Genomic DNA, 20936 nt, shown 5'->3' on the forward strand with positions numbered 1-20936 from the left:
CAATAAAGTACAACGATGAACAAAAATCAATCCCTTCCCTGGGATCATCCGCGTTTTCGCAGCTGGATCGCGGTGGCTCGCGCCTGCCAGCTCATGCAACAATCCCTGGCGCGCTCGCTTGCCGATCTAGACATCAAGCCGCCGCACCTCGATATCCTCGTCAATCTCTATCGTTTCGAGGGAATTTCGCAGCAGGAGCTGGCGCGCAAGCTTCTCGTCGGCCGCTCCAATATGAGCATGCTGCTGCCGCAGATGGAAAAACGTGGCCTGATCGAGCGGCGCGGCGACGAGCGCGACAAGCGCGTGCTGCGCCTTTATCTCACCGGGGAAGGCCGTCGGCTGACCGAGGCGGCGATGGTGATCCAGACCGATCTTATCGAACGCACGCTCTCCGAGGAGCCGATCGAACAATGCATGGCGACCGCCACCTCGATGGAACGCATCATCACCGTGCTGCTAAAGGACCTCAGCGACGACGATTGATGCATGTCGGACGACATGCATAACAAGGACCTCAAGCGCCTTGCACGAGCCGGGTTCGATGCGAGGCGCTTGACGATCAATGCAGTGAGGGTGCCGCCGACGTGCCGCTCAGCGACCGGTATTCCCAGGCAGCAACGATGATCAGCACCAGCGTCGCCAGGATGCCGAGCAGATAGATCTCGATGAAGGGGGCCGCGAAGGCAAGCAGGATCACCAGCACGAGGCCCGCAAGATGCGACAGAGGCAACTGTCCGCTGGTCGCGCCCTTGAACCAGAGATTGCCGACAAGGAACAGGCCGGAGCCGCCGAGCACCGCCGCGGCGGTACCGAAATCTCCCGTCTCATGCGGATGCGAGAACATGAACTCCACCGCCACCGCATGCACGATGATGCCGGCCAGGATCGGAATATGCCCATAGGTGAAGGCCTGCCGTGCCAAGGCTCCCGGCGTCTCCTCATGCTCGATGCGATGGGCGGCGCGCCCGTGGCCGAAGCGGAAATAAAGCCACCACATGGCGACCGTGCCGATGAAGGCGGTGACGAAGATAAGACTGGTCAGACCGGAGATCGGCAGCTCGGAAAAGGTGCGGCCGGAAACGAGGATTGCTTCACCAAGGCAGATGATGACGAAGAGCGCGCAGCGCTCGGCCATATGCGCACCGGATACGTCCCAGTCGCTCGGCGTCGAGCGGCCGAGCCCCGGCACGGCAAAACCCGCGGCCGGCCCGGCATATTCGATAACAAGCGCAATCACCCAGGCGATCAGCCGGGCCTCATGTTCCATGAGCCCGCCGGCGATCCAGAAGACGGCTGCCACCATGAGCCAGGCGGTGATACGGACGAAATTCAGCGTGTTGGCCCGGTCGACGCGTGTCATCGCATAGGTCGCAAACAGCGAGCGGCCGACCTGCATCGCCACGTAGGCGCCGGCAAAGAGCAGCCCCTTATCGCCGAAGGCCTCGGGAATGGAAGCGGAAAGCACCAGCCCGAGCATCATCAGCGCCACCAGCATGCCGCGCACCGGCATCTTGTCGGGATCGAGCCAGTTCGTCACCCAGGCGGTGAAGATCCACACCCACCAGACGGCGAAGGTCATCAAGGCCGCCTCGACAGCCCCGAGCGGCGTATAATGTGCGGCAAGCGCATGCGAAAGCTGCGAGATCGAAAAGACGAAGACCAGGTCGAAGAACAGTTCGAGGAAGGTCACCTTGCTGCCGGCAGCACTGCCCTTGGCGCGCAGCCAGTTCTTTTTATTCGCTTTCGCCATGTGCCCCCCGATGGCCATGTTTTGAAGTTCAGCGCGGCCTTTCCGCCGTGTCGCGGTTCATGCCCTTCTCCCTGAGCTCGTCCTCATAGGCCGAAAACAGTTCGGGCCCGCGTTCGCCGAGTTCGCGCAGGTAAGTCCAGGTGTAAATGCCGGTGTCGTGCATATCGTCGAAACCGATTCTGACAGCGTAGTTGCCGGTCGGCGTCATCGAGATGATCGCAACGTTGCGTTTTCCCGATACCGTCACCTTCTGCCCTGGTCCATGACCCTGCACCTCGGCCGAAGGCGACAACACACGCAGGAGCTCGGCCGACAGGTCGAAGCTCTGCCCGTCATTGAAGCTCACCAGAAGCCGCTGCCTGTCTTTCGAGACGCGGAGTTCGGTCGGCCAGATATCGCTCATCTCTATCACCCTCTTTGCCTTGGAGAAGTAGGCTTTCGCCATTTTAGAGGCAAGCGCAAATTAGCGTATGCGAAATCTGTTTCCCTTGACGGGGCAATCACATATGCACACACTGAAAGATATCGCTTGAAACAGCCAAGACCTTCGCGACGACAGTCGGAAGGCAAAGGTCTGAGGCGGAGGAACGGGTGAATACGAGAGTGGGAACGATAGGCAATGCATCGCCGCTGGTGGCAGATGCGCATCCGATGACCGATCCTTTCGGGCGGGCGGTCACCTATCTCCGCGTCTCCGTCACCGACCGCTGTGATTTCCGATGCACTTATTGCATGGCGGAGAACATGACCTTCCTGCCGAAGAAGGACCTTCTGACGCTGGAAGAGCTCGATCGGCTCTGTTCCGCCTTCATCGCCAAGGGCGTGAAGAAAATCAGGCTGACGGGCGGCGAGCCCCTGGTGCGCAAGAACATCATGTATCTGGTGCGCCGGCTCGGCGAGAAGATCGGCTCCGGCCTCGACGAACTGACGCTGACCACCAACGGCTCGCAGCTCTCCCGCCATGCCGACGAGCTTTACGATTGCGGCGTGCGCCGCATCAATGTCTCGCTCGATACGCTCGATCCCGACAAGTTTCGCAAGATCACCCGCTGGGGTGATTTCGCAAAGGTCATGGAAGGCATCGACGCCGCACAGAAAGCCGGGTTGAAGATAAAGCTCAACGCCGTGGCGCTGAAAGATTTCAACGACGCCGAAATTCCGGAGCTCCTGCGCTTCGCCCATGGCCGCGGCATGGATTTGACCGTCATCGAAACCATGCCGATGGGCGAGATCGAAGAAGACCGCACCGGTCAGTACCTGCCGCTTTCGAAGTTGCGCGCCGATCTTGAACAGCAGTTCACCCTAACCGACATCGACTACCAGACGGGCGGCCCAGCGCGTTACGTCAGGGTCGAGGAAACCGGCGGCCGCCTCGGCTTCATCACGCCGATGACCCATAATTTTTGCGAGAGCTGCAATCGAGTCCGTCTCACCTGCACCGGCACGCTCTACATGTGCCTCGGCCAGAATGACGCCGCCGATCTGCGGGCGGCGTTGCGCGCCACCGAAGACGACGCCCTCCTCCACGCCGCCATCGACGAGGCCATCACCCGCAAGCCGAAGGGTCACGACTTCATCATCGACCGCACGCATAACCGCCCGGCGGTGGCGCGGCATATGAGTGTTACGGGTGGGTGAGGCGCGGTCCCCGCAAAGCGGCGAGCAATCGATCCAGCGAATCGATCGTAGGGCCGAGCGCCTGAGCCCACGCGAAGGGCCGGAATGCGGTGCGGCAAACTCCCTCAGCCTGACCTGCGAGGCGCGCGAAGGACGAGGTGAGCGCTGGACACCCAAAGCAAGACTGGCACCAGGCAGCCTTGCGGCAGCTCCTTCAACGCTCCCGCGGTGCACTACTCACCTCAGTTGCCGCTTCAATCGATCAATCGCTGCGCGGTAAACTTGTCCGTAACCAGCATGTCGATGACCCCCACGCGGAGCGCGCCGGCAATGGCATCGGTCTTCTTGGCCCCGCCGGCAAGCGCAATGACCCGGTCCACCCGTTCGAGCTCCTCGAGTGGAAGCCCGATGACCCGATCATCAAGAGGTGTCTTGACCGGCTTGCCGTTTTTATCGAAGAAGCGAAGCGAGATATCGCCGACGGCTCCCGCCTCCGCAAGATCGGACAGTTCCCGGGACGAAAAGATATTACCCGACCGTGCGAGAAGTTCGGAGGGTTCGACGGCTCCGATTCCGACAATCGCAAGCGTTATGCTGCCGAACAGATCCATCGTCTCGCGGACGAACGGGTCGGCCTGCATCAGGAGTTTTGCCTCTCTCGACGACGTAACGCCCTGAACAGGCAGAAGTTTCGGCTCGGCGCCCGTCAGCCGTGCAAGCCGCGTAGTCAACTGCGTCGCATGCGTCTGCACGGAAGGATCGCCCATGCCTCCAAGGGTCTGGACGACGTATTTCGCCTGAGCGCTCTTCTGCGGATGGATGTTCTCGACCATCTTGAAAATGGTCTGGCTCCAACTCGAAACGCCGATGATCTCCCCCGGTGCAAGCGTCACCTCCAGGAGATGAGCCGCCGCCTCGCCGATACGGGCCATGATGGCGCCGTCGCGATCCTCCGAACACTCGACGACGATCGCCTCCGGCAGGCCGTATTTCTCGCGAAGGGCGCCCTCGAGCTCGCTGTAGGTGCCGACGGGAGGGATCACGCTGGTTCGCACGATGTCTTCAGCCTCGGCGCGCTTGAGCATGCGCGACACGGTGGCCTGCGACAGGCGAAGGTGCTGAGCGATCTCCGCCTGTCGCCGCCCCTCTATGTGGTACATCTGGGCGACCCTTGAAATGAGGCGGAGTTCGTTGAGGCGAGTCATCGCTAATCCCAGATTGAATTTTTATTCACCTTTAGCCTGTGTTTCGTGGGACGTCGAGCGGGCGAGCGCATCATTCCAGGTCTCGAGAAGTAACGCCCGATCCACGGGTTGCGGCTCGATGATCTCAGTGTTTCGCGGCAGCGCCGTGACAACGTCGAGATCGCTCCACATGCCGAGCGACAGCCCCGCCAGATAGGCAGCGCCCAAGGCCGACGCCTCTGGTGCTTCGCACTGGATCACGGAATGTTCGATGAGGTTCGAGACGCATTGCATCAGGAAGCGGTTCTGGCTCGGTCCACCATCCACATAGAGCGCACCAAGCGCGCCGTGACTCTGTGCCCGCATGGCCGCAATAACGTCATGCACCTGCAAGGCGATGGAGTCCGTTACCGACCGCGCCATCTGCGCACGCGTCGTATTGAAGTTGATCTGGGAAAACAGGGCGCGGGCATTGGCATTCCAGTAAGGCGCACCCAGTCCCACGAACGCCGGCACGAAGCCAGGTCCGCCCGGCTCGGCGCTCGCCGCAAGTTCGACAAGGGCAGCCACATCCGCAAGGCCGAGAATATCGGCCATCCACGGGAGGCTGGCGGCACAAACGAGAATATTGCCTTCGAAAGCGAAAGTCGGCTTTCCCCCGATACGCCATGCGACAGTAGTCGTGACACCGCTACGCGGAGGAATGAATCGCGAAAGCGTCGTCATGACCGAAGAGCCGGTCCCAAAGGTCACCTTGCCGTCGCCTGGCTTGAATGCCCCATGACCGAACAGGGCAGCGTGGCTGTCTCCGATCGCGGCCATGATGGGAGTGCCATCCGACACCCTTGGCAATCCTTGGGTTCTGCCGAAATCGGCGGAGCTGTCGAGGACCTCGGGCAGGAGCGCGATGTCGACGCCGAAGATCCCGCCGAGTTCCTCGCTCCATCTCTGCTCCCTAAGATTGAATAACTGGCTCCGGGCGGCGTTCGAAGCGTCGCAGGCATGCCGGTGTCCGCCCGTCAGGCAGTGGATGAGCCAGCTGTCGATCGTCCCCAGCCGCACCGATCGCCCGGCTGGAACACGGTCGAGCAGCCATCGAAATTTCGAACCTGGAAACATTGGATCCAATGGTAAGCCCGTGAGCGCCTGCACCCGGTCAAGGTGGCCTTCGGCAATGAGACGTTCGCAATCTTGGGCCGTCCGGCGGCACTGCCAGCTCACCACCGGTCCAAGCGCCTCTCCGGTATCGGCATCCCAGGCGGTGACCGACTCGCGCTGGTTGGAAATGGCAACAGCCTCGATAGCGATATCAGGACTGGCCTTCAGGCAGGCGTCGACGGCTTCACAGACCGATGCATAAAGCCGGCGCGGGTCTTGCTCGACCCAGCCCGGCTTCGGATAGGAGATGCCGACAGGCGCCGAACCTCTGCCGACGATCTCTCCCTTTTCGGAAACGAGAACTGCCTTTGAATTGGTCGTGCCCTGGTCGATTGCCAGAATTGCCCGCATTCTACCCTCCCCAGATCAGGTGGCGGCCGAGCGACGAAGGCGCCCGGCCGGTCACGTGATCCCAATTACTTACGCTTGATCAGCGACTGCGCGGCGTCGGCGATTGCGGGCGGCGCCATCCCGAATTCGTCGAGCAGGAACTCCGCCGAACCGGTCGGGGCGTAGACGCCGGGAACGCCGAGGCGCTTCATCGGCACCGGGGCATGGTCGACCACCACTTCGGCCACCGCGGAGCCGAGCCCGCCAAAGATCGAATGCTCTTCGGCCGTGACGATCGCTCCAGTTTCCCTGGCTGCGGCGATGATGGCCTCTTCATCGATCGGACGAACCGTTGCGAGATTGAGCACCCTGGCATCGATGCCGCGGTCTGCGAGAATCTCGGCAGCCTTCACGATGCGATGCGTCAAGGTGCCATTGGCGATCAGGGTGACTTGCGAACCCTGGCGAAGGAGATTCGCTTTGCCGAGTTCGAACGTGTGACCTTCCGCAAGAAGGTCGGGCACACCGACCCGTGACAGGCGCAGGAAGCAAGGCCCGCTGTAGGTCGCTGCCCAGGCCACGGCAGCAGCGGTTTCGATCCGGTCGCAGGGCGCGATGACCGGGAGATTGGGCAGCACCCGCGTCCAGGCGAAGTCTTCGATCGAGTGATGAGTCGGACCGAGTTCGCCATATGCCATCCCGGACGAGATCCCCACCAGCTTGACGTTGGCGTTCGAGTAGGAAATGTCGGCCTTGATCTGCTCCAGCGACCGCCCCGTCAGAAACGGAGCAGCGCCGCACACGAAGGGCAGCCGTCCGCCATTGGCAAGGCCTGCTCCGACGCCGACCATGTTCTGCTCCGCGATGCCGACATTGACGAGGCGCTCCGGAAACCTCGACTTGAAGCCGCCGAGCTTGGAGGAGCCGACAGAGTCGTTGCAGACGGCAACGATCGTTTCATTTTCGCCGGCCAGCCGCTCGAGCGTAGAGGCGAATGCGTCGCGGCAATCGTGGAGCTTGGGTGGGTTTACTGGCGCGTTCATCACAGTGCCTCCGACAATTCTGCCAATGCGATTTCGTATTGTTCCTTGCTCGGCACCTTATGATGCCACTCGACCCGGTCCTGCATGAAGGAGATTCCGTGGCCCTTGTTGGTGTGGGCGACGATGCAGTGCGGCGCAGATCCCCGGTGTTCGAGAGCCGGAACGATTTCGCTTATAGCGTTGCCGTCGATCTCGGTGACCTCCCAGCCGAACGCTTCGAGCTTCGGACGGAACGGAGCCAGATCATTGGTTTCGGCAAGCGCAGCGCCCTGCTGGAACCTGTTGTGATCGATGATCAAGGTCAAGTTGTCGAGCTTGAACTGCGCTGCCGCCATGATCGCTTCCCAGTTGGAACCCTCCTGCATCTCACCGTCGCCGGTGACGACATAGGTGTGATATCGAGCGCCGGAGAGCTTGGCGGCCTTTGCCATTCCGACTGCGACGGGAAGACCGTGGCCGAGCGGCCCGGTATTCGTTTCGACGCCAGGGACCTTGTTGCAGTTCGGATGCCCGTTCAGCCTCGAATGCGGCTGCAGGAAGGTGGAAATCTCCTCCTCCGGAATGAAGCCGCGCTTTGCGAGCGTCACATAGAGAGCGCAGGCCGTATGTCCCTTTGACAGAACGAACCTGTCGCGGTCGGGATGCTTCGGCTGATCCGGCCAGACTTTCAGCACACGAAAATAGAGCGCCGTCAGAATGTCGATGACCGACATCTCCCCTCCAATATGGCCGGCGCCCGCTTCAAAGACCGCCTGGAGATCACGCAATCGGATCTCGCGGGCGATGCGCTCAAGTTCTGTCGTATCCATGGGCTCCTCATGTGCATAAATATTCATTACTCAATATTTTTGCATAACCGACCGATTAGTCAAGCCCTTTAACCGGGCAAAAGGAAGCGTACATTACTGCAAATCTTGTTGACAGCCGGAAAGCAACTTGTTAATGAATTTTCCGGCACTAGTGAATAATTATTCTTGCTTGCACAAATATCGGATACATGCCTAAGCATGGGAGGAGCAATGGTGGCGCTCGATATCAATGAACACAGGCTTTCCTCCGGAGCTTGGCTCGGCAAGCTCAAGGGAGCCACCGGTCCGCTCGTGGGATTACTGGCGCTGTCCATCTTTCTGAGCTTCAGCACGGACACGTTTCTTTCGGTCCGGAACGGGCTCAATATCCTCGACCAGATCACCGTCCTCGGCATCATGGCGGTTGGAATGACTTTCGTCATTCTGATCGGCGGCATCGATCTGTCCGTCGGCTCGGCCCTCGCCCTGGCGATGATGGTCATGGGCTGGACCGCCAACGTTGCTGGTCTGCCGCTGCCCGTCGGGATCGCCTTTGCCCTGATCGCATCGGCCGTTTCGGGCCTGATCGTCGGGCTTCTGGTGACGCAGTTCAGGGTTCCGGCCTTTATCGCCACGCTAGCTATGATGTCGGCGGCGCGCGGCGTTGCGAACATGATCACGGACGGCCAGCAGATCGTCGGCTTCCCCGACTGGTTCATGATGCTGGCAATCGATCGCCATTTCGGCGTCATGACTGCCACGGTCTTCCTCATGCTCGCGGTCGTTCTTGCGGCCTGGCTCTTCCTGCACTTCCGGTCCGAAGGCCGCATGCTCTATGCGGTGGGCGGCAACCCCGAAGTCGCGCGGCTGGCCGGCATCAACGTCCCGCTGGTGACGATAGCCGTCTATGTCGTGAGCGCAGTCCTTGCCGGGCTTGCCGGCATCGTGCTCGCCGCCCGCCTGGATTCCGTCCAGCCGTCCAGCGGCCTTGGCTATGAGCTGGACACCATCGCTGCCGTCGTCATCGGCGGGACTTCGCTCTCCGGCGGCGCAGGCGGCATCGGCGGAACGCTGATCGGCGTGCTGATCATCGGTGTGCTTCGCAACGGCCTCAACCTTCTCAACGTCTCGCCCTTCTTGCAGCAAGTGATCATCGGGATCGTCATCGTGCTTGCGGTAGGCGCAGAGACCATTCGTCGGCGTCGCGCCTGACGCGCATCGTCCGCCGCGTTGGCGGGCACGGAATTCCGTCCCGGAAATTCGGGGCGGAGCAATCACCCGAGGGGGAGGACATACCCTAGGGTCCCATCAAAAACGGAGGAACTACAATGAAAATTGCGCGCACCATGCTTGCGTCCGCTGCACTGCTCGGTCTCATGCTCGGTCCCGTCCACGCGGCGGAGCTGAAGAAACTTGGATTGGCCGTCGCCAACCTTCAGGCAAACTTCTTCAACCAGATCAAGCAATCAGTCGAGGCCGAAGCCAAGAAGCGCGGCATCGAAGTCATCACGGTCGATGCAAAGGGCGACGGGCCGACGCAGGTCAACCAGATTCAGGATCTTCTGACCCAGAAGATCGACGCGCTGATCTACATTCCGGCAGGTGCCGCCGCTGCGACCGTTCCGGTCAAGCTCGCGAAGAACGCCGGCATCCCGGTAGTCAACGTCGACCGCAACGCCGAGGGCGCGCCGGGCGATACATTCCTCGCAACGGATTCCGTCGCATCGGCCAAGGCGGTATGCGATTACATCCTGAAAGAAGCCGGCGGCAAGGGTAAGATGGTCATCATCCACGGCCAGAAGGGCACGACCCCGGAAGTCGACCGCTCCAAGGGCTGCGCTGAATCGCTCAAGGCCTATCCGGATGTGAAGGTTGTCGCCGAGCAATATTCGAACATCTGGAGCCAGGACGAAGGCTTCCAGATCATGCAGAACATGCTGCAGGCAAACCCTGATGTCTCGATCGTCTTCGCACAGGCCGATGGCCTCGCGCTTGGCGCCGCTCAGGCAATCAAGGTCGCAAACCCCTCGCAGAAGATCGTAGTCGGCGGCTTCGATGGCGACACCGCGGCTCTCGAAGCCCTCAGCAAGGGCGTCTTCAACGTAACGGCAACCCAGCAGACGCAGAAGATGGGCCGCGACGCGGTCGAAAATGCCGCCAAGCTTGTCGCCGGCGAAAAGGTACCCCCCGTACAGCTCCTGGATGCCACGCTGACAACCAAGGAAAACGTCGCAGGCTTCATCGCCAACCATCCGTAACGCATCGGCCCGAAAATCGGAATCGATTTTCGGAAGGCAAGATGCGTAGATTCAAAGTGTGAGAGCGTCCTTTGTGCGTCCAAACGGACGCACGGCGCTCTAATGAAGTCGAGGTCTTGAGGAGGTGTGCCCGTGACTGATCCAGTTCTTTCCCTGAGGGGCATATCCAAGTGGTATGGAACGCTCCAGGTGCTGAAGAATGTCAGCCTGGACGTCTATCCCGGTGAAGTGGTTGCGCTTCTCGGGGAAAACGGAGCGGGCAAGTCGACGCTGTCGGGCATAATTGCCGGCTCACGCACACCCTCCGAGGGATCGATGACATGGCTGGGGCAGCCTTATGCCCCTGCCACCCCGCGGGAAGCGATCGACAAGGGCGTTGTGCTGATCCACCAGGAACTGCAGCTTCTGCCGCAGCTGTCGATCGCGGAAAACGTCTTCATCGGACGCTGGCCGATGAAGAACGGCGTCGTCGACCGGGCTCAGATGGTCCGCCGGGCCCAGGACCAGCTCGCGCGCTTGAACCTCCATATACCGGCAACGCGGATGGTCGCCGGCCTTTCCACCGCAAATCAACAGCTCATCGAGATCGCCAAGGCGCTGGCTCTCAACGCCAAGCTCCTGATCCTCGATGAACCGACGGCCGCCCTTGGCGGCGCCGAGACGGAAGCTCTGTTCGAACAGGTTCGCAAGCTTCGCTCGGAAGGCGTGGGCATCGTCTACATTTCCCACCGCATGGAAGAGATCAAGCAGATTACCGACCGGATTGTCGTTCTTCGCGACGGCGAGCGGGTGCAGGAATTCTCGGACAGCGCCACCCCGGTGCGAACGATCGTTGAGAGCATGGTCGGACGCCCGCTTGACCGCCTGTTCCCTACCCTGCCCGTTCCGACGGATCGTCCGGTACTTCAAGTCTCCGGGTTGAGCTCGCCGGACAATTCGTTCCGTGACGTCACCTTCGAGGTGCGGGCAGGCGAAATTCTCGGGATCGCCGGATTGGTCGGCGCCGGCCGCACAGAACTGGTGCGGGCGATTTCGGGGGCGGATCCGATCAATGCCGGCTCGATCAGGCTGGAAGGCGAGGAACTCAGGCTGCGCGATCCGGCCGACGCCATCGCCAAAGGCATCGTAATGGTTCCGGAAGACCGCAAGGAGCAGGGCCTCATCGTCGGCCACCGGATCAGCGAAAACATCATCTACGCCAATCTGGATAAACTCGGCGGTGGCTGGATCACGCCGCGCCTCAAGCGCTCCTTCGCAGAAAAGGCAGTTGCCAAGTTCGGCGTCAAGGGCCGCGCCGAGCAACACGCCTCCGATCTCTCCGGCGGTAACCAGCAGAAGGTCGTGATCGCGAAGTGGCTCTTGCGCGATCCCAAGGTCGTGGTCCTCGACGAACCGACGAGAGGCATCGACGTCGGCGCCCGCGCCGGCATCTACGACATCATCGTCAACCTTGCCAAACAGGGTGTGGCGGTCATCGTCGTAAGCTCGGACCTCGAGGAGGTTCTCGGAGTTTCCAACCGCATTCTCGTGCTTGCCCAGGGCAAGCAGGCAGGCATCCTCGATCGTGACCAGGCAAACGACGTCTCGGTCATGGAGTTAGCGACCATCTAAAGCAATTCCAGCAAAAGTGTGCAGCGGTTTTGCGTCAGGAATTGCGTGAAAACAAAACAGACAGAGAAAGGAAGAGCGGTGTCCGACATCACTCTGAACGCCCCGAAGCTTTTCGACCTCAGCGGCCAGGTTGCCATTGTAACCGGTGCCGGGAGCGGCATCGGGCAGCGCATTGCCATCGGCCTTGCGCAATGCGGCGCCGACGTCGCGCTGCTCGACCGCCGGACCGATGACGGGCTGGCCAGGACGGCTGAACACATCAGCGCCGCCGGCCGCCGCTCGATCCAGATCGCGGCTGACGTCACGAACAAATCTTCCCTTGCAGACGCCGTCGCGCGCACCGAAGCGGATCTCGGCGCGCTGACCCTTGCCGTCAACGCTGCCGGCATCGCCAACGCCAATCCGGCGGAAGAGATGGAAGAGGATCAGTATCAGACGCTGATGGATATCAACCTGAAGGGCATATTCCTGTCCTGCCAGGCCGAGGCCCGCGCCATGTTGAAGAATGGACGCGGCTCCATCGTCAACATCGCCTCCATGTCCGGCGTGATCGTGAACCGGGGGCTGAGCCAGGCGCATTACAACGCCTCCAAGGCGGGCGTCATCCATATGTCGAAGTCCTTGGCCATGGAATGGGTCGGCCGCGGCATCCGCGTCAACACCATCTCCCCGGGGTACACGGCAACTCCCATGAACACCCGCCCGGAGATGGTGCATCAGACCAAGCTCTTCGAAGAGCAGACGCCGATGCAGCGCATGGCAACTGTCGACGAGATGGTCGGTCCGGCGGTGTTCCTGCTGTCGAATGCGGCAAGTTTCGTGACCGGCGTCGATCTTCTCGTCGACGGCGGTTTCTGCTGCTGGTGATGCGATGAGTAGCCGGCAGCTGGAAAGTGAACGGTCTCGCTCCCTCCCTGGCTGAGACCGAGGCGCTGAAGGGAATAACGGGCAGGACGGCGTGCGATATCGCCGTCTGCCCGCCCTTCACGCCGGGGGCCGTCGTTCGCGCCCGGATCTGCCGTTTGTGTGAGAATACGAGGAAAGAGCATGAAACGATTCGAAAACAAGACCGTCGTCATCACCGGGGGCAGCCGCGGCATCGGCGCCGCCGTCGCCAGGCGCTTTGCGCGCGAAGGCGCCAATCTCGTCGTCTCGGCCAATGAGGATCTGGTCCACGGCGTTGCCGAAGGGATCAGGGCCGAAGGCGGCAAGGCGATCTCCTTCATTGGCGACGTTACCGACAAGGCGAGCGTCACGGCGCTTTACGATACGGCCGAAAAGGAATTCGGCACCGTCGACGTCTCGATCCAGAACGCCGGCGTCATCACCATCGCCCGCGTCGAGGACCTGACCGAAAACGAATGGGACAAGGTCATGGCCGTCAACACCAAGGGCGTCTTCCTCTGCGCCCAGGAGGCCATTGCGCGAATGCGCAAGCACAAGCGCGGCGGCCGCATCATCAACACCGCCTCCGGCCAGGCCCGTGACGGCTTCATCTTCACGCCGCACTATGCCGCCTCGAAAATGGGCGTGGTCGGCATCACCCAGAGCCTGGCGAAGGAAGTCGCGACCGAAAACATCACCGTCAACGCCTTCTGCCCCGGCATCATCGAGACGGATATGTGGGCCTATAACGACCAGGCCTGGGGCAAGCTGCTCGGCAATTACGGCCCCGGCGAACTGATGAAGGAATGGGTCGAAGGCATCCCGATGAAACGCGCCGGCTCCGGCGAGGACGTCGCCGGCCTGGTCACCTTCCTCGCCAGCGACGACGCCGCCTACATCACCGGCCAGACGATCAATGTCGATGGCGGGTTGATTATGTCGTAAGCGTGAAGGGTGGCGGCACTGAAATTGGACGGAACCTTGACGTCATTTGCCTTTCGCTTGCCGCTCAAGGCGTTCGTCGCTTCCGCTCCTCACCCCCCTCATCTGCCCTGCCGGGCATCTTCTCCCCGCTGGGGCGAAGGGGGAGCAAGACGCACGGTAGCCACACCTATCGCAACGTCTCAAATGGAGCGAGGCGCCGCCGCGATTCCGCTTCTCCCCAGCGGGGAGAAGATGCCGGCAGGCAGATGAGGGGGCCACACGGCACACCCTTCATTGCCTGAGCCAAATGCCCCCTCACCAACCCTACGTCCGGCTGATCGAAACCCCACCATCCGCCAGCATCGCCGTCCCCGTCACGAAGCTCGACAGGTCGGACGCCAGGAAGAGCGCGGCATTGGCGATCTCTTCCGGCTGCGCCATGCGTTTCAGCGCATGCAGCCCCTCCACGAAAGCGAGCACTTCCGCCGTCGCACCAGGCGCATTGGTGATGCTGGCCGGCGTATCAGTGCCGCCGGGAAGAAGGGCGTTGACGCGGATCTTGCGCGACGCGAGTTCGGCGGCAAGCACCTGCACGAGACCGATCAGACCGGCCTTGCTTGCCGCATAGGCGCCGATGCCGGGCATGCCGGCGGTGTAGCCGACGAAGGTGGAGGTGAAAATCAGCGATCCGCCCTCGCCCATCGCCGCCGACTGATGTTTGGCGCCGAGGAAGCCCGCGGTCAGGTTGGTCTCGATCGTTTCGCGCCAGCCCCCCAGCGACAGGCCGGAGACGGGCCCCATCTCGCCGATACTGCCGGCATTGTTGAAGGCGATATCGAGCCTGCCATAGCGCGAGATGGCCATGTCGACGAGCCTCACCTGCAGCGCCTCGTCCCTGACATCGCCCGCAATGGCGACAGCCTCGCCGCCATCCATCTCGATTTCTGCGACGACGGCGTTGAGCGCATCCTCACGCCTCCCGTTGATCACCAGCTTCGCGCCCTCCCGCGCAAAGACCTTCGCCGCGGCGCGGCCGATGCCGGAGCTTGCACCGGTGATGATTGCAATCTTGTCCTTCAGAAGCGTCATGTCCGTTTCTCCTCGGTTGTTGAGGCATCCCAGATCTCAAACATCAGGCGGCGCAGCCACCCGTTTCCCGCGCGCAGAAGCAAAGCCGCCGATAGCGGACGGCCTTGGTCAGCGCTGAGTTTCGCAACCGAGTCGAGAGGGAAGTGAGGATTCGCCAAATAAAACGGTCATTTGCCGCGGTTTTCGAAGAGCCCCCGGCCGCAGCGTGAGCGACCTTGTGCACTGCATCATCGATTTATCCTGGGTGTGACATTCATTCGATTCCCTTCATGTAGCTTCCCGACTAAGAAGGGGCGCACAGGTAAGGGAATCTCTTCATGCCGCGGTCACGCAATACTGAGGGCGCCATCTATATGAGCATGGCGATGGCCGGCTTTTCCTCCAGCGACGCACTCTCCAAATCAGTGATCGCCTATATGAATGCCGGCGAGATCATGTTCCTGCGCGGCCTCTTCACCAGCCTGCTCGTCTTTCTGATCGCGTGGAAAATGGGCGCGCTGCGCTCCTGGCGTGTCGTGCTGAAGCCGATGATCATTCTCCGCATCGTCTGCGAGATGCTCTCGGCCGTCACCTATATCACCGCGCTCGGCATGATGCCGATCGCCAATGCCTCGGCGATCCTGCAGTCGCTGCCGCTGGTCGTCACCTTCGGCGCCGCGCTGTTCTTCCGCGAACCCGTCGGCTGGCGGCGCTGGTCGGCGATCCTTGTCGGCCTCGTCGGGGTGATGATCATCATCCGCCCCGGCCCTGAAGGATTCACCGCCGCCGCCCTCCTCTGTGTCGGCGCGGTTCTGACGACGGCCGGCCGCGATCTCGCCACCCGCTCGATCGATCCGGAAGTTCCCTCGCTGATGATCACCGTCATCACCGCCACCTCCGCCTCCTTCTTCGGGGCGCTGCTCATCCCGGTGCTCGGCGGCTGGCAGCCGGTCAGCCTTACCTCGCTCGGGCATCTCATGCTTGCTTCGGTACTTGTCCTCGTCGGCTACCAGTCGGTCATCCTTGCCATGCGCACCGGCGAAATCTCCTTCGTTGCACCGTTCCGCTATACCAGCCTGATCTTCTCCTCGCTGCTCGGCTTTTTCTTCTTCGCCGAAGTGCCGGACGGCTGGACGCTGATGGGTGCCGCAATCGTCATCGCTTCCGGCCTCTATACGTTCTATCGTGAGGCCAAGCGCCACGTTTCATCCATCGCGCAGGAATCCGAACCGCGCGTGCCGGTGTGACGAAGCATTCCGAGGCAGGATGATGGCTGAGTTCTCATTGGATGGATCCGACATAGCAGGCGTCGTGCTGGCCGGCGGCCGCTCCCAGCGCATGGGCCGCGACAAATCAGGCGTGATCCTCGGGCCTCAGAGCCTGCTCCGCCACGTGCTGGCCCGGCTCGCGCCGCAGGTCTTCTCCGTTGCCGTCAATGCCGATGCCGCCAGCGAGAATGTGCCCGTCGTTCCCGACCATATTGCCGGCAAGGCCGGGCCGATGGCCGGCATCCATGCAGCCATGGTCTATGCCGCCGGCATCCCTTCGGTCAGCCATGTCGTCACTGTTTCGGTCGATTGCCCGTTCTTCCCGGCCGATCTCGTCGTCCGGCTGGCGGCGGCGATCGAGCGCCCGTCGCAGATCGCCATTGCCGCCTCCGAAGGCCGCAGCCACCCGGTCTTCGGTCTCTGGCCGGTGACATTGGCGGCCGATCTCGAAGCCTGGATCGCCACGGACGAAAAGCGCCGCGTGCGCGACTTCCTGTTGCGGCATGACGTTACGGAAGTGGCATTCCCGCTTCATCCGACACGCGCCAGCCTGCTCGACCCCTTTTTCAACATCAATACGCCCGACGACCTCGTCGAGGCGGAACGCTGGCTGGAGGCCCTTCGCACATGACGGCACCAAAAGTCTTCGGCATCGCCGGCTGGAAGAACTCCGGCAAGACAGGGCTTGCCGTCCGGCTGGTGACCGAGTTCACCCGCCGCGGCTATAAAATCTCGACGATCAAGCACGCCCATCATGATTTCGACATCGACAAGGTCGGTGCCGACAGCTACCGCCACCGCCAGGCCGGCGCTCACGAAGTCACCATCGTCTCCGGCACCCGCTACGCCATCATGCACGAGCTGCGAGGCGCCGCCGAACCGGAATTCGACGAGGTTCTCGCCCGGCTTTCCCCCTGCGACCTCGTCCTGATCGAGGGCTACAAGCGCGAGCCCATCCCGAAGATCGAGGCTCGCCGCCTCGAAGCGGCAAACCGTACGCCGCTTGCGCCCGATGATCCCTATATCGCGGCCATCGCCACCGATCATCCCGTCACGGACACGGCCCTGCCCGTCTTCGACCTCGACGACACCGCCGCCATCGCCGATTTCATCGCTGAGATCGTCGGTCTTGAGGCTCGACCTTAGCTCGCCGATTTCAGAGGCAGATCCATCTCGCTTGCCAACGCCTTGTGAATTTCCCTCGCAAGCTTGGCCTGGTTGTACGGCTTTGCCAGCCTTGGAAGATCGACCTCTGCGCCGGCAGGAAGATCGGCATAACCTGTCGCCAGCACGATCGGCAGTTTCGGCCGAATGGTCCGCACCGCCTGTGCAAGCTGCGCGCCGGTCATGCCGGGCATCGAATAGTCGGTAATCATCACGTCGAAATGCCCACCGCTTCGGATAAGTTCCAGCGCCTGCGAGCCGGAGTTTGCTTCCACGACATCATGGCCGAGATCTTCAAGCATCTCGACCGAACTCATGGCGATCAAGGTGTCATCATCGACCAGAAGGATCTTCAACCTGGATGCGGCCTGCGCAGGGGCCATATCGGTCTCAGCCGGCTGTTCGGGGCGCCGTTCCGTCGCCGGAAGCCATAATTCGGCAGTCGTTCCCACGCCGGGTTTGCTCGCCAGGCGCAACGCCCCGTTGAGCTGAACGGCAAGGCCATGGATCATCGACAGCCCAAGGCCCGTGCCCTTTCCAAGCTCCTTGGTCGAGAAGAAGGGATCGACGGCCTTCTTCAGCGTCGCCTCGTCCATCCCGCTGCCGTTATCGGTCACACTGAGGACGATATAGGTCCCCTGGCCGAGGTCGCCGCCGACAGCCATGACCTGTTCTTCGCGCAGCGAGATCGACAGCGAGCCTCCATCCGGCATCGCATCGCGCGCGTTGACGGCAAGGTTGAGCAGCGCCAATTCGACCTGGTTGGCATCGACCAGCGCCGGCTGCAGCGCCGGCGGAAGCTGGGCTTCAATGCTGACGGACGATCCTACCGAGCGACGCAACAGGTCGTTCATGCCCGATACCAGCTCGGCCAGATCGACTGGCTTCACCTGCAGATCCTGCCGTCTGGCGAAAGCCAACAGACGCTGCGTCAGGGCCGCGCCGCGGCGGGCGCCCTGAAGCGCGCCATCGATCAAGCGCGACGCTTTCCGGTCTCCCGCGACATGCTTGCCGAGCAGTTCGAGATTGCCGAGAACGACCATCAGCAGATTGTTGAAATCATGTGCGACGCCGCCGGTGAGTTGGCCGATGGCCTCCATCTTTTGCGAATGGCGAAGCTGCTCCTCCGCCTTCTCACGTTGGGCAACCTGCTCGAGCAGGCTCTGGTGAGCCGCATGGACCTCGGCCGTTCGCTCCCTCACCCGCTCTTCGAGGCTCTCGTTCAGCCGCCTGAGGTTCTCCTCGCTGGTCTTGCGCGCCGTGGCATCGGAGGAAACGCCGACGAGCTTCTTTGCCGATCCATAGCGATCCGTGTAGAGCTGCGCGTGCACCTCCGCCCAGTGAATAGAGCCGTCCGGCCATATCGTCCTGTGTTCGACCGAATAATCGCGTCCTGTTTCGATCGTCCGGTCCAGGCTTGCCTGCACGAGGTGTCGGTCGTCGGGATAGATGCTCTTTACCAGGTCCTCATAGGTGAATTCCTCGTGCGGCCCTCGGCCGAAGACTGCCTTGCAGGTATCGGACGCTGACAAATTCATCGAGGAGAGTTCGAGCTCCCATGCACCCAGGCGCCCGGCAGCAAGCGCGGTTTGCAATCGCCGCTCCCCCTCGCTCAGCGCCTCGAGATGGGCGCGTGCCTGGTATTGCCGCAGCCGACCCCGAAACGCGGTCCTGGCAATACTGATGAAGGAGGTCGCGTGAAAAGGTCTTTCCAGGAAGGTAACGTTGGCAAGAACCTCGGAAAGTCTGGCAGCTGCGGGATTCCGCTCAGGCCCTCCGCCCCGCGTGGTGAGCACGATGAACGGCAGATCCGACCAGCTTGGCTGCGCCGAAATCCAGGCTGCAACCTGCTTCAGATCGCTTGAGCGGACAGCCTCCTCCGTCAGCACGCCGAATGCGACATCGTCATCGAGCAAGGCTGCGAACATCGGAAGGTCCGGAGCAGTAACCGCTGTCACGCCGGCTTCGTTCACGAGAGATACCGCCACCAGGGCATCACGCCCTGTTGGAGTGTAGATCAGCGCCTTTGGTTTGCCGGAATTAGGAATTGCCGCTATCCCCGCCATCGCGCGACATGAGGGACATCGTGTCTGAAACAAACTCCGGAACGCCGCGCAGCACTCCCTGGAATCCGGCGAGCGGTCCTCCGAATGTCAGGCCCGACGCGTCGATGCGATATTCCCGGATCGTATCCTCGTGGAAACCCGTCCTCTTCTTGATCACCGAAACGGCACGGCGGACCCTGCCGGCCGCCTCGAAATAACGCAGCAGAATGACGGTATCGGCGAGATAGGTGACGTCGACCGGCGACTTCATGTCGCCGACGAGCCCGTGCTGGGCAACGGTCAGGAAGGTGTTCGCGCCTTGCCGGTTCAAATATTGCAGCAGTTCGTGCATGTGGAGGATCAACGAATTTTCATCGGGCATCGCCGCCTGATATCCGTTGATGCTGTCGATGAGGACGGTCTTGGCACCCGACTTGTCGACGCAATCCCGCACGCGATACGCAAATTCGCCGGGCGACAATTCGGCTGCGTCAACCTGCTCGATATGGACGAGACCCGAGTCCCTCATCGCCTCGATATCCATGCCGAGCGCCTTGAGCCGTCCGAAGAGCAGCCCGAGTTCTTCATCGAAAATGAAGGCCGCCGCCTTCTCTCCTCGCCCGATCGCTGCTGCCAGAAATTGAAAGGAGAAGGTGCTTTTGCCGGTGCCGGCGGGCCCGAGGATCAACGTACTTGATCCCCTCTCCAGTCCGCCACCCAGGAGAAGATCCAGTTCCGCAATATCGCTCGAAACGTTGTCGCGGGAGTAACTCGTCCTGTGCTCTGACGCAACCAGGCGCGGAAATACGACGACGCCGCCGGTTTGGATGGTGAAATCATGGTAGCCACCCCGGAAGGCCTGCCCGCGATATTTTATGACCCTCAGGCGTCGCCTCTCGGAGCCATAGCCGGGTGCCAGTTCCTCGAGATGGATCACGCCGTGCACCACGCTGTGCACCGTCTTGTCGAGCAAGTCGGACGTCAGGTCGTCGAGCAGAAGCACTGTCGCGCCCTGGCGGGCGAAGTAATGCTTGAGCGCAAGGATTTGCCGGCGATAGCGCAGCGAGCTCTGGGCCAGCAGCCTTATCTCCGACAGGCTGTCGAGAACCACGCGGCTTGGCTTCACCCGCTCGAACGCCGCGAAGATTTCCTTGGTGGTCTCCCCAAGCTCCAGATCTGACGAATAAAGCAGGCTCTGCTGCTGGTCGGAATCCAGCAGGCTCTCCGGAGGCACGACCTCGAAGACCTCGATATTGCCGTCGATGATCATGCCGTGCGACGCAGCTCCGGCCCGCAGTTCGCTCTCGGTTTCCGAGAGCGTGATGTAGAGCCCGCGCTCGCCAAGCCGCGCGCCTTCGACCAGAAACTGCAGTGCGATGGTGGTCTTGCCGGCTCCTGGATTTCCCTCGAGGAGAAACACGTGGCCGACAGAAAGGCCGCCCGCCAGGATTGTGTCCAAACCGGACACTCCGGTCCGAGCTTTCGTGGCAGGCAGAGCAGTATTCATCTATTGGTTCCTTCGTTTTTAAGCTTGAACTAGTAGCGAACGATGGAATGTCAAATAGACCGCACAGTAGACTTCGGGCTTCCTCAATAGGTTGCCGCCAGGCTGAAATAAGCCTCCATCCGCCATAGTGAAGCGCATCGGCGACGACCGCAAAGGCTGCCGAGGGGAGCCTGCGGCTGGAATAAAAAGATGGGACGAAAGGCGGACACCGGTCTTCGACAAAGGCACCAGCTGCCCGCTTTCCAGATGTGCCTGCACGGCTTTCCCGCCGCCTTCGTGAGGCTTTGTTCACGCGCAACGGCGAGGAAGGCGGTCAGGTCATTCCCGCCAGGACGC

At 61.7% G+C, this 20936-nt stretch carries 19 protein-coding genes; 10 read left to right on the plus strand and 9 right to left on the minus strand.

All coding sequences use genetic code 11. From position 1 onward, the window contains the following. The first annotated feature begins 15 nt into the window (after positions 1–15). Positions 16–483 (plus strand): MarR family winged helix-turn-helix transcriptional regulator, encoded by a 468-nt coding sequence (locus J0663_RS21545; RefSeq protein WP_207242365.1) that lies wholly within the window; start codon positions 16–18, stop codon positions 481–483. A gap of 76 nt (positions 484–559) precedes the next feature. Here the strand turns inward: J0663_RS21545 and J0663_RS21550 are convergent, their stop codons facing one another. Together J0663_RS21550 and J0663_RS21555 are read right to left on the minus strand one after the other, a co-directional pair. Then, a complete protein-coding gene (locus J0663_RS21550) occupies positions 560–1750 on the minus strand; it encodes a low temperature requirement protein A (RefSeq protein ID WP_207242366.1) in 1191 nt (396 codons plus the stop codon). 28 nt (positions 1751–1778) lie between these two features. Beyond that, complete coding sequence (locus J0663_RS21555) at positions 1779–2153, minus strand: gamma-butyrobetaine hydroxylase family protein (RefSeq protein WP_207242367.1); 375 nt, start codon at positions 2151–2153, stop codon at positions 1779–1781. Between the two features lie 188 nt (positions 2154–2341). On the opposite strand from J0663_RS21555, the gene moaA reads away from it, so the two are divergent. Further along, the gene (gene moaA, locus J0663_RS21560) at positions 2342–3388 is read left to right on the plus strand and encodes a GTP 3',8-cyclase MoaA (protein WP_207242368.1); all 1047 of its coding nucleotides are present in this window, start codon (positions 2342–2344) and stop codon (positions 3386–3388) included. Positions 3389–3621: 233 nt separating this feature from the next. On the opposite strand, the gene J0663_RS21565 is transcribed toward moaA, so the two are convergent. From J0663_RS21565 to J0663_RS21580, 4 genes are all read right to left on the minus strand, one after another. Then, complete coding sequence (locus J0663_RS21565; protein WP_207242369.1) at positions 3622–4572, minus strand: sugar-binding transcriptional regulator; 951 nt, start codon at positions 4570–4572, stop codon at positions 3622–3624. Between the two features lie 21 nt (positions 4573–4593). Then, positions 4594–6060: an FGGY family carbohydrate kinase gene (locus tag J0663_RS21570; RefSeq protein WP_207242370.1), complete on the minus strand. Its 1467-nt coding sequence runs from the start codon at positions 6058–6060 to the stop codon at positions 4594–4596. A gap of 65 nt (positions 6061–6125) precedes the next feature. Then, positions 6126–7082, minus strand: a complete 957-nt coding sequence (locus J0663_RS21575; protein WP_207242371.1) for a transketolase family protein — start codon at positions 7080–7082, stop codon at positions 6126–6128. Continuing rightward, positions 7082–7891, minus strand: a complete 810-nt coding sequence (locus J0663_RS21580) for a transketolase (RefSeq protein ID WP_207242372.1) — start codon at positions 7889–7891, stop codon at positions 7082–7084. Before J0663_RS21580 ends, J0663_RS21575 begins: the two co-directional genes overlap by 1 nt. A 210-nt stretch (positions 7892–8101) precedes the next feature. On the opposite strand from J0663_RS21580, the gene J0663_RS21585 reads away from it, so the two are divergent. The 5 genes from J0663_RS21585 to J0663_RS21605 all read left to right on the plus strand — a co-directional run bounded on the left by J0663_RS21585 (position 8102) and on the right by J0663_RS21605 (position 13569). Beyond that, positions 8102–9082: an ABC transporter permease gene (locus J0663_RS21585; RefSeq protein WP_207242373.1), complete on the plus strand. Its 981-nt coding sequence runs from the start codon at positions 8102–8104 to the stop codon at positions 9080–9082. A 116-nt stretch (positions 9083–9198) separates the two neighbouring features. Then, positions 9199–10128: a sugar ABC transporter substrate-binding protein gene (locus J0663_RS21590; RefSeq protein ID WP_039620119.1), complete on the plus strand. Its 930-nt coding sequence runs from the start codon at positions 9199–9201 to the stop codon at positions 10126–10128. Between the two features lie 132 nt (positions 10129–10260). Continuing rightward, positions 10261–11739, plus strand: coding sequence for a sugar ABC transporter ATP-binding protein (locus J0663_RS21595; protein WP_207242374.1), 1479 nt, complete (start codon positions 10261–10263; stop codon positions 11737–11739). 78 nt (positions 11740–11817) lie between these two features. Next, positions 11818–12606 carry an SDR family oxidoreductase gene (locus J0663_RS21600; RefSeq protein ID WP_207242375.1) on the plus strand — a complete coding sequence of 263 codons (789 nt, stop codon included), beginning with the start codon at positions 11818–11820 and terminating at the stop codon, positions 12604–12606. Between the two features lie 180 nt (positions 12607–12786). After that, complete coding sequence (locus J0663_RS21605) at positions 12787–13569, plus strand: glucose 1-dehydrogenase (protein ID WP_207242376.1); 783 nt, start codon at positions 12787–12789, stop codon at positions 13567–13569. Positions 13570–13872: 303 nt separating this feature from the next. On the opposite strand, the gene J0663_RS21610 is transcribed toward J0663_RS21605, so the two are convergent. Next, a complete protein-coding gene (locus tag J0663_RS21610; RefSeq protein ID WP_207242377.1) occupies positions 13873–14637 on the minus strand; it encodes an SDR family oxidoreductase in 765 nt (254 codons plus the stop codon). Positions 14638–14954: 317 nt separating this feature from the next. Between J0663_RS21610 and J0663_RS21615 the strand changes: the two genes are divergently transcribed. From J0663_RS21615 to mobB, 3 genes are read left to right on the plus strand one after another with little or no spacing between them, the layout of a single operon-like run. Next, entirely contained in the window at positions 14955–15863 is a 909-nt protein-coding gene (locus tag J0663_RS21615) for a DMT family transporter (RefSeq protein WP_207242378.1), read from the plus strand. A 22-nt stretch (positions 15864–15885) separates the two neighbouring features. Next, positions 15886–16515 (plus strand): molybdenum cofactor guanylyltransferase MobA, encoded by a 630-nt coding sequence (mobA, locus tag J0663_RS21620; RefSeq protein WP_207242379.1) that lies wholly within the window; start codon positions 15886–15888, stop codon positions 16513–16515. Further along, on the plus strand, positions 16512–17030 hold the full coding sequence (gene mobB / locus J0663_RS21625) for a molybdopterin-guanine dinucleotide biosynthesis protein B (RefSeq protein WP_207242380.1): 519 nt from the start codon (positions 16512–16514) through the stop codon (positions 17028–17030). Before mobA ends, mobB begins: the two co-directional genes overlap by 4 nt. Here the strand turns inward: mobB and J0663_RS21630 are convergent. Further along, positions 17027–19114: a PAS domain-containing hybrid sensor histidine kinase/response regulator gene (locus J0663_RS21630; protein ID WP_207242381.1), complete on the minus strand. Its 2088-nt coding sequence runs from the start codon at positions 19112–19114 to the stop codon at positions 17027–17029. The genes mobB and J0663_RS21630 overlap by 4 nt on opposite strands. Next, positions 19089–20600, minus strand: coding sequence for an ATPase domain-containing protein (locus tag J0663_RS21635; RefSeq protein ID WP_207242382.1), 1512 nt, complete (start codon positions 20598–20600; stop codon positions 19089–19091). Before J0663_RS21635 ends, J0663_RS21630 begins: the two co-directional genes overlap by 26 nt. Positions 20601–20936 lie beyond the last annotated feature (336 nt).

The organism is Rhizobium lentis, assembly GCF_017352135.1.
Taxonomy (GTDB): domain Bacteria; phylum Pseudomonadota; class Alphaproteobacteria; order Rhizobiales; family Rhizobiaceae; genus Rhizobium; species Rhizobium lentis.

Bases quoted from the DNA above. Each gene is read 5' to 3' on its own strand.
- J0663_RS21545 (WP_207242365.1), top strand. From the start codon at position 16: ATGAACAAAAATCAATCCCTTCCCTGGGATCATCCGCGTTTTCGCAGC.
- J0663_RS21550 (WP_207242366.1), bottom strand. From the start codon at position 1,750: ATGGCGAAAGCGAATAAAAAGAACTGGCTGCGCGCCAAGGGCAGTGCT.
- J0663_RS21555 (WP_207242367.1), bottom strand. From the start codon at position 2,153: ATGAGCGATATCTGGCCGACCGAACTCCGCGTCTCGAAAGACAGGCAG.
- J0663_RS21565 (WP_207242369.1), bottom strand. From the start codon at position 4,572: ATGACTCGCCTCAACGAACTCCGCCTCATTTCAAGGGTCGCCCAGATG.
- J0663_RS21570 (WP_207242370.1), bottom strand. From the start codon at position 6,060: ATGCGGGCAATTCTGGCAATCGACCAGGGCACGACCAATTCAAAGGCA.
- J0663_RS21575 (WP_207242371.1), bottom strand. From the start codon at position 7,082: ATGAACGCGCCAGTAAACCCACCCAAGCTCCACGATTGCCGCGACGCA.
- J0663_RS21580 (WP_207242372.1), bottom strand. From the start codon at position 7,891: ATGGATACGACAGAACTTGAGCGCATCGCCCGCGAGATCCGATTGCGT.
- J0663_RS21585 (WP_207242373.1), top strand. From the start codon at position 8,102: ATGGTGGCGCTCGATATCAATGAACACAGGCTTTCCTCCGGAGCTTGG.
- J0663_RS21590 (WP_039620119.1), top strand. From the start codon at position 9,199: ATGAAAATTGCGCGCACCATGCTTGCGTCCGCTGCACTGCTCGGTCTC.
- J0663_RS21605 (WP_207242376.1), top strand. From the start codon at position 12,787: ATGAAACGATTCGAAAACAAGACCGTCGTCATCACCGGGGGCAGCCGC.
- J0663_RS21610 (WP_207242377.1), bottom strand. From the start codon at position 14,637: ATGACGCTTCTGAAGGACAAGATTGCAATCATCACCGGTGCAAGCTCC.
- J0663_RS21615 (WP_207242378.1), top strand. From the start codon at position 14,955: ATGCCGCGGTCACGCAATACTGAGGGCGCCATCTATATGAGCATGGCG.
- mobA (WP_207242379.1), top strand. From the start codon at position 15,886: ATGGCTGAGTTCTCATTGGATGGATCCGACATAGCAGGCGTCGTGCTG.
- mobB (WP_207242380.1), top strand. From the start codon at position 16,512: ATGACGGCACCAAAAGTCTTCGGCATCGCCGGCTGGAAGAACTCCGGC.
- J0663_RS21630 (WP_207242381.1), bottom strand. From the start codon at position 19,114: ATGGCGGGGATAGCGGCAATTCCTAATTCCGGCAAACCAAAGGCGCTG.
- J0663_RS21635 (WP_207242382.1), bottom strand. From the start codon at position 20,600: ATGAATACTGCTCTGCCTGCCACGAAAGCTCGGACCGGAGTGTCCGGT.